12 protein-coding genes are annotated in these 12,256 nt (G+C 74.3%); 4 read left to right on the top strand and 8 right to left on the bottom strand.

The window, feature by feature from the left end; all coding sequences use genetic code 11:
* Window positions 1–64 precede the first annotated feature (64 nt).
* Complete coding sequence (mraZ, locus tag Q6347_RS11220; protein WP_304603722.1) at window positions 65–538, bottom strand: division/cell wall cluster transcriptional repressor MraZ; 474 nt, start codon at window positions 536–538, stop codon at window positions 65–67.
* A 270-nt stretch (window positions 539–808) separates the two neighbouring features.
* Between mraZ and Q6347_RS11215 the strand changes: the two genes are divergently transcribed.
* From Q6347_RS11215 to Q6347_RS11205, 3 genes are read left to right on the top strand one after another with little or no spacing between them, the layout of a single operon-like run.
* Window positions 809–1,864 (top strand): AAA family ATPase, encoded by a 1,056-nt coding sequence (locus Q6347_RS11215; RefSeq protein WP_369810838.1) that lies wholly within the window; start codon window positions 809–811, stop codon window positions 1,862–1,864.
* A 2-nt stretch (window positions 1,865–1,866) separates the two neighbouring features.
* Window positions 1,867–3,192, top strand: coding sequence for a DUF58 domain-containing protein (locus tag Q6347_RS11210; protein WP_171247747.1), 1,326 nt, complete (start codon window positions 1,867–1,869; stop codon window positions 3,190–3,192).
* Entirely contained in the window at window positions 3,189–5,462 is a 2,274-nt protein-coding gene (locus Q6347_RS11205) for a transglutaminase domain-containing protein (RefSeq protein WP_304607383.1), read from the top strand. The genes Q6347_RS11210 and Q6347_RS11205 overlap by 4 nt, the downstream gene beginning before the upstream one ends.
* A 126-nt stretch (window positions 5,463–5,588) precedes the next feature.
* On the opposite strand, the gene Q6347_RS11200 is transcribed toward Q6347_RS11205, so the two are convergent.
* From Q6347_RS11200 to Q6347_RS11190, 3 genes are read right to left on the bottom strand one after another with little or no spacing between them, the layout of a single operon-like run.
* Window positions 5,589–6,002, bottom strand: a complete 414-nt coding sequence (locus Q6347_RS11200; protein ID WP_304603720.1) for a DUF3040 domain-containing protein — start codon at window positions 6,000–6,002, stop codon at window positions 5,589–5,591.
* Window positions 6,003–6,055: 53 nt separating this feature from the next.
* Window positions 6,056–7,303, bottom strand: coding sequence for a DNA polymerase IV (locus Q6347_RS11195; protein ID WP_304607382.1), 1,248 nt, complete (start codon window positions 7,301–7,303; stop codon window positions 6,056–6,058).
* Window positions 7,300–7,737, bottom strand: coding sequence for an SAV_6107 family HEPN domain-containing protein (locus Q6347_RS11190; RefSeq protein ID WP_171247751.1), 438 nt, complete (start codon window positions 7,735–7,737; stop codon window positions 7,300–7,302). Before Q6347_RS11190 ends, Q6347_RS11195 begins: the two co-directional genes overlap by 4 nt.
* Window positions 7,738–7,840: 103 nt before the next feature.
* Between Q6347_RS11190 and Q6347_RS11185 the strand changes: the two genes are divergently transcribed.
* Complete coding sequence (locus Q6347_RS11185; RefSeq protein ID WP_304603719.1) at window positions 7,841–8,737, top strand: spermidine synthase; 897 nt, start codon at window positions 7,841–7,843, stop codon at window positions 8,735–8,737.
* A gap of 68 nt (window positions 8,738–8,805) precedes the next feature.
* Here the strand turns inward: Q6347_RS11185 and Q6347_RS11180 are convergent, their stop codons facing one another.
* From Q6347_RS11180 to Q6347_RS11165, 4 genes are all read right to left on the bottom strand, one after another.
* Window positions 8,806–9,009, bottom strand: coding sequence for a cold-shock protein (locus Q6347_RS11180; protein WP_171247753.1), 204 nt, complete (start codon window positions 9,007–9,009; stop codon window positions 8,806–8,808).
* A gap of 215 nt (window positions 9,010–9,224) precedes the next feature.
* Entirely contained in the window at window positions 9,225–10,157 is a 933-nt protein-coding gene (locus Q6347_RS11175) for a PAC2 family protein (RefSeq protein WP_304603718.1), read from the bottom strand.
* Window positions 10,158–10,252: 95 nt separating this feature from the next.
* Complete coding sequence (locus Q6347_RS11170) at window positions 10,253–10,693, bottom strand: response regulator (protein ID WP_304603717.1); 441 nt, start codon at window positions 10,691–10,693, stop codon at window positions 10,253–10,255.
* Between the two features lie 74 nt (window positions 10,694–10,767).
* A complete protein-coding gene (locus Q6347_RS11165; protein ID WP_304607381.1) occupies window positions 10,768–12,204 on the bottom strand; it encodes a DUF1254 domain-containing protein in 1,437 nt (478 codons plus the stop codon).
* Window positions 12,205–12,256 lie beyond the last annotated feature (52 nt).

Here is a 12,256-nt window from a genome sequence, read left to right as displayed (position 1 = left end):
GACCCTCGCGGGGAGAGGCCTCGCCGTGCGGGGCCGCGGCTGTGCTGATGTCGTCGTCGGTCGGTTAGAACTGCAGGTCGGGGAAGATCTGTTCGGCCACGTCGGAGTAGTCGGCCTCCTGCGCGGACAGGTAGCTCTCCCACGCTCCGGCGTCCCAGACCTCGACCCGGGTGCCGGCGCCGATCACGGCGACGTCCCGGCCGAGGCCCGCGTACTCTCGCAGGTTCGCGGGGATCACCACGCGGCCCTGCTTGTCCGGCACCTCGTCGCTCGCCCCCGACAGGAACACGCGCAGGTAGTCGCGTGCCTGGCGGCTGGTGACCGGCGCCTGCCGGACCTGCTCGTACATGCGGGAGAACTCGTCCATCGGCAGCAGGAACACGCAACGCTCCTGCCCCCGCGTCATGACGAGCCCGGCGGCGAGTCGGGAACGGAACTTCGCCGGCAGGATGAGCCGCCCCTTCTCGTCGAGCCTCGGGGTGTACGTGCCGAGCAGCAGCCCGGTCCCCGGGAACTGGTCTCCCAGCGTTCCTGCCACGGTCCGCACCTCCCCTCGGGCTCCCGCTTCCTCCACGCTACTCCACTTTCCTCCACCGGGCGCGGCTATTCGGCCGCCTCCCCTCCACCTGCGCACTTCCTCCCCATGTCTGCGCAGGTCAGAGAGGTGGGGGTGAAGTGGAGGGCCAGGCACCACCGCACCCCGCGGAACCACTCCCCGAGAGCCCCTCAGCGGGTGACCCGACTCACGAGACACGCCCGGGACGGGCTAGGCTGCAAGACGTACCGTCCCGCGACCGGAGGCCGCACCGTGCAGACCGACCACGTCACCGGCACCCTGCCGCCGCCCAACGAGGACGGGCAGGAGGCCCTGCGGGCCGGCCTGCGCGAGCTCGTGACGACCACGAGCCACGTGCGCGAACAGGTGGAGGGCGTCGTGACCGGGCGGCCCGACCTGGCCCGGCTGACCGTCGCCGTGCTCCTCGCCGGCGGGCACCTGCTGGTGGAGGACGTGCCGGGTGTGGGCAAGACCACCCTGGCCAAGGCACTGGCGCGCACGATCGACTCCCGTGTCGGCCGTGTGCAGTTCACCCCCGACCTGTTGCCGAGCGACCTCACCGGCGTGAACGTCTACCGCTCGGCCACCGGTGAGTTCGAGTTCCGGCCCGGTCCCGTGTTCAACAACGTCGTGATCGGCGACGAGATCAACCGGGCCTCGCCGAAGACGCAGTCCGCGCTGCTGGAGTGCATGGAGGAGGGACAGGTCACCGTCGACGGGTCCACCTACGTCCTGCCGAAGCCCTTCCTCGTGGTCGCGACGCAGAACCCGGTCGAGATGGAGGGCACCTACCCGCTCCCCGAGGCGCAGCGGGACCGCTTCATGGCCCGGCTCGCGGTCGGGTACCCCGACAACGAGGCCGAGATGGCCATGCTCGACGCCCAGTCGTCGGGAGACCCGCTGGCCCACCTCCAGCCGGTCACGCACGCCGACACGATGCTGCGCTACGCGGGATGGGTCCGCGCGGTGCACGCGGCACCCGCGGTCAAGCAGTACATCCTGGACCTGGTGGGGCGGACCCGTGATCACGCCGGGCTGCGTCTCGGCGCCTCGCCCCGCGCCTCGCTGCAGCTGCTCAAGGTCGCCAAGGCCCACGCCGCGATGGCCGGGCGGATGCACGTCCTGCCGGACGACGTCCAGGCGCTGGCGGTCCCGGTCCTGGCGCACCGCCTGGTGCTGTCCACCGAGTCCCGGCTGACCGGGCTGGACGGTCCGGGCATCATCGAGGAGGTCCTCCGGCAGACCCCGGTGCCCGCCCGGGCGCACGCCGCCCCCGGCGGCGCCGCCGTGCCACGCCAGCCCCGCTGACGATGAACGTCGAGCAGGTCACGAGCGCGCTGCGCCGCCTGGTCCGCGTCCGGCCGACGGCACGCGGCGCGGCGCTGATCAGCGCCGGGGGCGTCCTGGTGGTCGTCGGCGTCGTGCTGGACCTGCCCGACCTCGTGGGCCTCGGGGCCGCGGCCCTGCTGGTGGTGCTCGCCGCATGGGTCTCGCTCGGCGTGCAGCGGCTCGACGCGGGTCGCGGCGCGCTGGACGTGGAACGCCGGCTCGACCCCCACCCCGTGGTGGCCGGGCAGCACGCGACCACCCAGCTCGTCGTCCGCGCCCGGGCGCGGACCGGAGCCGCGTTCGAACGGCTCGCCCGGCTGCGCCTGTCCGAGCAGGCGGCGCACGAGCTCGCCGGACCGCACGGCATCCGCGCCCGGGTGCGCGCCCACCCCGACCGCGTCGCGGTGCAGTACACGATCGCCCCGGTGCGCCGGGGGCGCTGGTCGCTCGGACCCGTCCTGACCACGCGGAGCGACGTCTTCGGCCTGGCCCGCACCACGCAGCCGCTCGGGGCGAGCACGCCGGTGTCGGTCTGGCCGCGCACGACGCACGTGCCCGCGCACAGCGCGGCGCTCGGTGACGTCGACCGGGCCGCGTCCGGCGCCCGGCTGGCCTCCTCCGACGACTCCGTCATCCGCGAGTACGTGCCGGGGGACGACCCGCGCCGGGTCCACTGGGCGGGATCGGCACGCCAGGGCCGGCTCATGGTGAGGGCCGACGAGAGCGCGGGCCTGCGTCCGGTCACGGTGCTGCTCGACAGCGGCCTGCTCGCGCCCGCCTCGGACGAGCGGCCGGGCGGACGCGCACCGACCCACGCCACCGTCGAGGACGGCGAGTGGGCCGTCGAGCTGGCCGCGTCGATCGCCACGTCCTTCCTCGAGGCGGGTCATCCCACCCGGTTGTCCGCCACCGGCGGTACCCACCAGCCGGCGACGCACCTCAGCGGGGCCCGGACCGGTCGCGCCGTGATGCTGGACTCGACCGTGGACCTGAGCGGCCTGCGCGGGGCGGCCGCCACCCGTGCCCTGGAGCAGACCGTCCAGGCGCTGCGGGCCGACCGCCGGCAGTCCGAGATCACGGTCGCCGTCCTCGGGCCCACCACGGGTCCGACCCGCCACGCGGTCGCCTCGCTGGGGGCGGACGGCGTCGCCTGGGCGCTGCTGGTCGTCCCCCGGGCGGAGGGCATGCGCCACGACGTGGAGCCCACGGCCGACGACCTGCGCTCCGCGGGGTGGCGCGTGACGACCTGCGCCCCCGGCACGCCGCCGGAACGCGTGTGGTCCGCACTGACGGAGCGCGTCGCATGATCCCCCCGTACGCCGGTCCGGTCGCGCGGCTCGTCGCCACGGGCGCACTGGTCGCGCTGGCCGTCGCGGCGTCGATGACGGCGCTGACCCAGCTCGTCCTGCCCGGTCCGTGGGTGCGTACCGGGGTGCTGGGCATCGTGCTCGTGACGGTCACGACGACCACCACGCGTGGCCTGCTGGAGGCCCGCGCGCGGCGCCGCGGTGTCGCGGGGGACGCCGGGAGCGGCTCGGCCCTGCCCACCCTCGCCGGCGCGCTGGTCGCCGCGTGGTTCGTCCTGTCCCGCTACGGCGCCCCGACGTCCGCGGCGGACCTGATCGTCGGCCCCGAGCACGTCAGCCGGGTGGTGGCACGGCTGGGCGAGGCGGGCGAGATCATCCGGTCCGAGGTCGCCCCGGTACCGGGCACGCTGCCGATGGCGCTGCTCACGGTGGGCGGCACATTGGCCGTGCTGCTGCTGGCCGACGCCCTGGCGGGCGGCCTGCACTGGCACGCCGGCGTCGGGCTGCCGCTGCTCGCCCTCTGGGCCCCGCCGCTGGTCCTCGTCGGCTCGGTGCCGCGCCTGGTCTTCGTCGTCGTGGTCGCCGCGCTGCTGCTGCTGCTGACGGTCTCGCCCCGGGGCGGCCCCCGGACCCGTCAGCGTGAGCAGCCACCGCGCTCGGTACGCCGCGCCGAGGGTCTGCGGGCCGTGGTCACCACGGCCGTGGCGGTCGTGGTCGCCGCCGGCGCGGGGCTCGTCGCCACCGCCTCGGAGTCGCTGCCCGGTTACGCGGGGGCCTGGTACCAGACGTTCACCACCTCGGGCGACGCCATCCAGCTCGCCGAGGACCTAGACGTGCTCGGCAGCCTGACCGAACGGTCGAGCGAGGTCGTGCTGACCTACACCGGCCCCACCGAGGGGGTCGGTCCCTGGCGCACCTACACCACGTCCGCGTTCGACGGCCGACGGTGGCAGCGCGGGGACGAGCGCTCCGGCGAGCCGTTCGGGCCCGACGACCTGCTCTGGCCCGAGGACGTCGACCGTGACGCCCTGGCCGACGCCCGGGCCGTGGCGGTCACGGTCGGGTCGCTGCGCGACGACCAGCTCCCCGTGCCGGGCGAGCCGCGGCGCGTGACCGTCGGCGGCACCTGGGGCTACGACGCGGTCCGGGACGAGGTGGTCGGCGACCGGACGGACGAGGGCGAGACCTTCGACGTCGCGGTCCGACCGCGCGACCTCGACCCGGAACGGCTCCGCGCGGCCGGTCCGGGCACGGCGGTGGACGCGTACCTGCAGGTCCCCGAGACCGACCGCGCCGCCGACGTGGCCGCGCTCGCCGAGGAGGTCGCCGGCGACGGACCGACGGCGTACGACCAGGCCGTCGCGCTGCAACGCTGGCTGCGCGACCCGTCGTCCTTCACGTACTCCACCGAGCTGCCGCGCGGCGGCACGGGCGACCCGGTCTGGGACTTCCTCCAGCACCGGACGGGCTACTGCGTGCAGTTCGCCACCACGATGACGATGATGGCCCGCACGCTCGACATCCCCGCACGGCTCGCGGTCGGGTTCCTGCCCGGCGAGGTGGTGTCCGAGTCCGACTCCGGGGAGCAGGCGACCTGGCAGGTGACCGGCCAGGACTCGCACGCCTGGCCGGAGCTGTACTTCGACGGGGTCGGATGGGTGCGGTTCGAACCGACCCCGGCGGTCCAGACCGGCGCACCGCCCGCCCACACGACGCCGCGGGACGGGCCCGCCGCCGGTCAGCAGGACCAGGCTCCCGAGGTGCCCGAGCAGGTGCCGCCGCAGGAACGTCTGGGCCAGGACGAGGTCGTCTCGCAGCCACCGGTCGCGGTGCCCGCCGGTGGTGGTGGGGGTCCCGAGGGCCCCGAGCCCTGGGTCTGGGTCGTCGGCGGAATCGTCGTCGTGGCGGCGGGCGTCGCCGGCGGCTTCCTGCTGCGTCGCCGGCGCGAGGACCGCCCCGTGGACGCCGAGCGCGCCTGGGAGCAGGTGCTCGCCGCGCTGGCCAAGAACGGGGTGACCCTGCCACCGCCGACGACGCCGCGTCAGGCGCCGGAGGCCATCGTCACCGCGGTGACCCGGGCGCACGGGCAACGGCCCTCCCCCGAGGTGCGCGACGGCCTGCAGCGGATCGCCGACGCCGTCGAACGGAGCCGGTACGCCGCCCCCGTCGAGGAGGCGCAGGACGACGACCTGGCCGAGCTGGCCGAGACGGTGGCCGGCGGACTGGCGCAGGGTCGTCGGGCGCGACGGACCGCGACGTCCGGTCGGTGACGACGTCCGGCCGGGTGCTCAGCGGGTGTCCGACCAGGTCCAGCAGGTCACGCATCCACGCGGACGTTCGGCGATCGCCGCGGTGCGAGCCGGGCGTCGTGCGCGGGCGCCCGACGGGTCAGGTGCTCAACGGCCTTCGTCGCGACGTCGGTTCCAGCGCTCCTCGAGCCGGTTGAGGAACCCCGAGCTCTTGGGCTTCTTGGCCGTCCGGGTGGTCCTCCCCGAGGAGGCCGCCGACGGCGACACGGTGCCGTCACCCTTGACGACGCCCTGCGGCCCCTTCTTGCGCGGCGCCGCGAAGACGAACGCCACGCCGGCGAACATCAGCGCGAACCCGACGACGCCGAGCCACGCCATCTGCGACGCGGCACCGATCACCAGGAGCAGCAGACCGAGCACCACGCCCGCCCCGGCGAGCACGAAGCGCAGCGGAGAACGGCGGCGTGAGTGCTGGAGCGTGGTCGCCAACCGGGGGTCGTCGCTCTCCAGCGCGCGCTCCATCTGCTCCAGCACGCGCTGCTCGTACTCCGACAGAGGCATCGGGCCCCCCGATCTCGCTGTGGTCCACTGACGTTCTTCTAGGATATGCCCGCTCAGGGGTCCATGGTAGTCGACGGCGGGGCGAAGCTCGCCCCCAGCGCCACCGCGGACCGCCCGAACCGCGCCCGCACCGCGTCGACGGCGATCTCGGCCTCCCGACGGGCCTCGCCCCGGTCGTCCTCGGCGTCGAACAGGGTGGGCTGGCTCGACAGCCCGGACCGCGGGCGCAGGTTCTCCGCGCGGACGCCCACGAGCCGTACCGCGAGCCCTCCCCGGTCCACCCCGACCAGCAGCTCCCGCGCGACCGAGAAGAGCTCCTGGGCCACGTCCGTCGGCGCCTCGAGGGTCCGCGACCGGTTCACCGTGCGGAAGTCGCTGGTGCGGAGCTTCAGGGTGACGGTCCGCGCCAGGACGTCGTGCCGGCGCAGCCTTGCGGCGACGCGGTCCGCGAGCTCGCGGAGCCGGGCCACCAGGTCGTCCGTGTCCCGCAGGTCCCGCTCGAACGTCGACTCGGCGCCGATGCTGCGCTCCGGCCGACCGGCGACCACCGGACGGGAGTCCCGACCCCAGGCGAGGTCGTGCAGGTGCTGTCCCGCGACGGGGCCGACCGCGGTACGCAGCACGTCCACCTCGGAGTCGGCGAGCTGGGCGACGGTGGTGATGCCCCACCGGGCCAGCACCGCCTCGGTCTTGTCCCCGACGCCGGTCAGGGCCCCGACGGGCAGGGCTCGCAGGAACGGCTCGGTCGCGTCGCGCGGGACGAGCAGCAGGCCGTCCGGCTTCGCGTGCGTCGAGGCCAGCTTGGCGACGAGCTTGTTGCGACCGATCCCGACCGAGCAGGTCACGCCGTGCTCGGACCGCACCCGTTCACGCAGGGCGGCACCGATCTCGGTCGGCAGACCGAGGCGACGACGCGCCCCCGCGACGTCGAGGTAGGCCTCGTCGACCGACACCTGCTCGACCACGGCGGTGATGTCCCCGAGCATCTCCATGACCGACCGCGACACGTCGCGGTAGGCCTGGTGGTCCGGGCGCACCACGACCGCCTGGGGGCACCGTCGCAGCGCCTGGGACATCGCCATCGCGGACCGGACGCCGTACGCCCGGGCCTCGTAGGTGGCGGCCAGCACCACGCCGCGGTCCCGTCCTCCGACGATGACCGGGCGCCCCCGCAGCTCCGGCCGGCGGGCCAGCTCGACGGAGGCGAAGAAGGCGTCCATGTCGACGTGCAGGATCGTGGCGCCGTCCTCGTCGCTCCCCCAGTCCCGGCGCACGTCCGCCGAACGCGGCCCGCGACTCACGACGCCGCCGTCGAGCGGTCCCGCAGACGCGTCAGCGCGAACCCGGCACGCGGGTCGAGCCGCAGGCCGACCTCGTCACGGAAGTCCTCGGCGCACGCGAGCAGCTCGTCGGCACGGCGAGCGGGCACCTGGTCGCCGTGGCCGGAGTCCACGACCGCCCGCAGCCGCGCGCCCGAGGCGAAGTAGACGCTCCAGGCCGCCAGCTCGGGCTCGACACGGCTCAGCAGCTCCCACACCGGCCGCGCGCGGCCACGGCGCGGCACGTCGTCGTGCCGGGCGACCACGGCGGCGGCCGCACGGAGCGCCGCCAGGTGCGCGTGCACGAACCGGTCGCCGCTGTCCCGCGCGTCGACGGCCTCGGCGAGCTCGGCGTCGGCGCGGGCGAGCAGCTGCTGGACGCGCTCCGGCATCGGGACGTCGTCTTGTGCGGACATCACACACCTCCAGACCCCAGAGCGGGTTCGTCCCGCCACCTCATCGTCGAACACCTGTTCGACTCCTGTCAAGATCGCGGACCGCTCGGGGAGAATGTCGGCCATGGCTCCACGCTCCCGGCGCGCCCGTCGCCCCCGATCCTCCCGCGAGGCACCGACACTGCCCGCCGGGGAGGTGCCGATCGACACCGGGACGGCACGCGTCGAGACCGACCCGGAGGACCCCGAGCGCCTGACCCTCTACGTCAACGACGTACCGAGCTCCTGCCTCGACCTCGGCGACGCGGGGTTCCTCGCCTTCGAGTACCTGCAGCAGATGGCCGCGGTCGTCGACGCGCTCCCGGACGGCCCGCTGCGTGCCGTCCACCTCGGCGCCGCCGGTTGCGCCCTCCCCCGCTACGTCGATCACACCCGGCCCGGTTCGCGTCAGATCGGCGTGGACGTCGACGCCGAGCTGCTGCGACTCGTCCGCCACTGGTTCGAGCTGCCCCGCTCCCCCGCGCTGCGGCTCCGCGCGGACGACGCCGGGCACGCGCTGGCGGGCCTGTCCCCCGGGCTGGCCGACGTCGTCGTCCGGGACGTGTTCGCCGGGGACACGACCCCCGACCACCTCGTCGGCACGGCGTTCGCCCGCGCGTGCGTCCGCGCGGTGCGCCCGGGCGGGGTGGTGCTGGCGAACTGCGCCGACCGCCCGCCGCTGACCACGGCACGGCGCGAGGTCGCGGCCTTCGCCGAGGCCCTCGGACCGGGCGCGATCGACGGCGGCCGCCTCGCGCTGGTGGCCGAGCCCGCGATCCTCAAGGGACGTCGGTACGGCAACGTGACGATCGTCGCGGTGGCGCCGACGCCCGACGGTGAGACGGACCCGGACGGGCCGCCCTCGCTCGACGTCCGCGCGCCGGCCCTGGGCCGCGCGCTGCGGTCGCTGGCCGTTCCGGCGCACGTGCTCGCCGGCGAGGAGCTGGCCCGGTTCACCGGCTCGGTCGCACCGTTGCCGTGACGACGCGCCCGGGAACGGCGCAGGCCGTCTCCCCGGCGGGGAGACGGCCTGCGCCGGTCGGGTACGCCTCAGATCGGGACGACCTGCTCCGCCTGGGGCCCCTTGGGCCCCTGCGTGATCTCGAACTCGACCCGCTGCGCCTCGTCGAGCGTGCGGTACCCCTGCGTCTGGATCGCCGAGTAGTGCACGAAGACGTCGGCACCGCCGTCGTCCTGGGCGATGAACCCGTAGCCCTTCTCAGCGTTGAACCACTTCACGGAACCCTGCGCCATGCTGATCCTTCGATCTTCCGTCCGATGCACGGGAGCCCCGGACGGGCACCCGCCGTCGCAGCGGGCGGTCGACGCCGGCTCGTGCGCTGCTCCGCCGATGCAACGCGGCAAGTGTGGCATGGAACACACCGGTTTGCACGGAATGGGCGGCGATGACCGGCAGGTGTCACGCAGCCGACACGTCCGACCCGGCGGGCGGGCGGCCGCGGGAACCTTCAGTCGTCGCCGCGCTCGGCCAGGAAGCGCTCGAACTCGGCGCCCAGCTCCTCCGCCGTCGGCAGGGACGAGTCCTCGGCGAGCAGGTTCTGCCGGCCCACCGACCGTGCGAAGGCGTCGTACTGCTCCTCGAGCTGGTGCACGACGGACGCCACCTCCTCGTTCTCCGCGACGAGCTCGGCGACCTCGACCCGCGCCTGGCCCGCCGCCTCGTCGAGGGCCCCGGTGTGCAGCGCGAGCCCGGTGGCCTTCTCGAGCTGCTGCAGCGCCAGGACCGCCGCGGGGACGTACCGCGACTGCCCCAGGTAGTGCGGGACGTGCACCGCGAACCCCATCGCGTCGTGCTCGGTCTCGCCGAGGCGGTACTCCAGGAGCGCCTCCCAGGAGCCCGGGACCTGCACGCGGCCGAAGTAGGTCGTCTGCTCGTCGACCAGCCCCTCCCGGGTCCCGTGCACCGTCAGGGTCAGCGGCCGGGTGTGCGGGACGGCCATCGGGATGCCGTGCAGCCCGACGGTCAGCGACACACCCAGCTCGTCGACGATCCGCCGCACCGCGGCCGCGGCCCGCTCCCACTGCAGGTCCGGCTCGGTCCCGTGCAGCAGCAGGAAGCCGGTGCCCTCGTCGTCGGCCAGGTGGTCGAGCGCCAGGACGGGTGCGTCGTACCCGGCCCAGCGGTCCGCGTCGAACGTCATCGGCGGGCGGCGGGACCGGTAGTCGACGAGCTGGTCGACGTCGAAGGTCACCAGGCGGGTCGGCGTGAAGCTCCCCAGGAGGTGCTCCGCCGCGAGCTCCCCGGTGGCACCGGCGTCCACGAAACCGCGCACCGCGTGCACCAGGACGGGCGCCGCGGCGGGTCCGCCCTCGTCGGCCGTGCCCAGGGTCCGCGCCACCGCGTCGTGATCCACCTCGTAGATGCCCTGCGGGTCCTGCACCGTTCCTCCTCACGAACCGGCTCCGGGGTGCGGTCGCACCTCTGCCGACCCACAACCCACGCCGCGCCCGAGATCATCCCGGCCGCCGGGAGCGCTCACCGCTGCGGCAGGCGCACCACCGAGACGAAGAAGTCGTCGATCTGCCGCACGACGTCGATGAACCGTTCGAAGTCGACGGGCTTGGTGACGTAGGCGTTGGCGTGCAGGCTGTAGGAACGCAGCACGTCCTCCTCCGCCTCGGAGGTCGTCAGCACCACCACCGGGATGTGCCGCAGCGCGGCGTCCTGCTTGACCGACGCCAGGACCTCGCGGCCGTCCATCCGGGGCAGGTTGAGGTCCAGCAGCACCAGGTCCGGGGTGGGGGCGGCGGCGTGCTGGCCCTCCTTGCGGAGGAACTCCATCGCGCTGACCCCGTCCGAGACGACCCACAGCGTGTTGGCGACCTTGTGCTCGGCGAAGGCCTCGCGGGTCATGAGCACGTCACCGGGGTCGTCCTCGACCAGGAGGACCTCGATGCCGACCTGCTGCTCCGCCATGGACGACACCATAGTCGCACGGCGCCGGGCGGCACGGTCGACGCCCGCCCGGTCCCGCGGGAGGGCGGAGCCGCCTAGGCCGCGGGCCCCCCGCCCTGGTCGATCCGGGTCGGGTCGCCCGGCCGCCAGGTCCGGTCGAACCAGGTCTCGAGGGGACCGTAGAGGCGGAACAGCATGTTCCAGCCCCGCCCGGGGACGGTCTGGACCCAGTTCGTCGCGCCGTTCGACGGCCGCTCGGGCCCGAAGTACACGTCGAACGACCCGTCGGCGTTCTGCTCGGCCCCCCGGGCGCTGCTGATGCCGGGCAGCCGCTGGTCCGTCTGCAGCATGGACCGGGTCTGGTTGTCGTAGACGACGAACGACCAGAAGTCCTGGGCCGGCACGTCGGGGGGCAGGTGGACGACGTAGGTCTCCGACCCGTCCAACGGTGCTCCGTCGGCGCCGAGGTACGCCACGGCGTACTGCGAGCCCTTGCCGACCATCGCCATGCTCATCGCCGGCGTGATGCCCGTGGCGTAGAAGTGCATGTAGGCACGGGCGTCGAGCAGCCGAGCGCCGTCGCGCAGGAACTCGTAGCTCCCCCCGACGAAGGGGTTCTGCCAGACGCGCTCCCCCGGGTAGAGGTAGTACTCCTCGTCGCGCGGCCGGGCCGCGAGCGCCCGGACCGTGGCCGCGCCGACGTCGGCCGCGTCGGCCAGGATCCGCCGCATCCGCGCGTCGGGCGCGAACGGCGCACCGTGGCGGATGCCGATCGAGGCCAGCAGCCCGAGGATCTCCGGATCCTGGCCGTCCGGCGGTTCGGTGCGCACCGTCGCGGCGACCTCGTCGAACAGTGCCGCGTCCATCCGGTGGACGGTGTTCAGCTCGGTCCCCGACACGTCGACCATCGTCATCTCGACGGGGTCGCTGCCGAGGGGGTGGATGCTGAACCGCTCGCGGGTCGTCCGCACCGCGGGCGCCGGGTCGCCGTCCACCGGGAAGCCCCGCCAGACCACCCAGTTGCCGAAGGTCTGCGTGCGGACCACGTGGTACCCGTCGGGCACCTCACCGTCGTGGCCGGGGGGCAGGACGAGGAACCGACCGCCCCGGCCCCGGTCGGGACCGGCGTTGCCGAAGTCGGCCACGTAGTGGAACCAGCTGTCGTCGATGACCCCCAGGACGTCCGGTGGGGTCTCCACGACGAGCGGCCCGTCGCTCAGGTCCAGCCACGACATCATGTAGACGCTGGTCGTGTTCGGCGTGAGGAACAGCGCGCGGGAGTCCATCATCGACTCGAACGCCACGATCGTGGTGTTCGCCGGACCCTGGGCGAGGATCCCCGCGCGCATCGCACGCATCGAGGCGATCTGGATGCTCGACAGGTACGCCTGCACCGCACGCTGGAAGTCGAGGTTGTCGTAGACCAGCCTCGTCGTCTCCTCGTCCGGCACCCCGTCGTGGAGCCGGAGCGTGCCGATGCGGGTGTGCAGCTCGTCCGGCGTCGCGATGCCCTCCGGGACGCTCGTGGTCATGCGCATCGTGGTGTCCTCTCGACGAACGCGGGCCGCCTGCTCGCATCGTCCT

Source organism: Isoptericola sp. b408, assembly GCF_030588085.1.
Taxonomy (GTDB): Bacteria; Actinomycetota; Actinomycetes; order Actinomycetales; family Cellulomonadaceae; genus Isoptericola; species Isoptericola sediminis.
The sequence above is the reverse complement of the archived record's forward strand: the minus strand, read 5'-3'. Positions and strand labels throughout refer to the sequence as shown.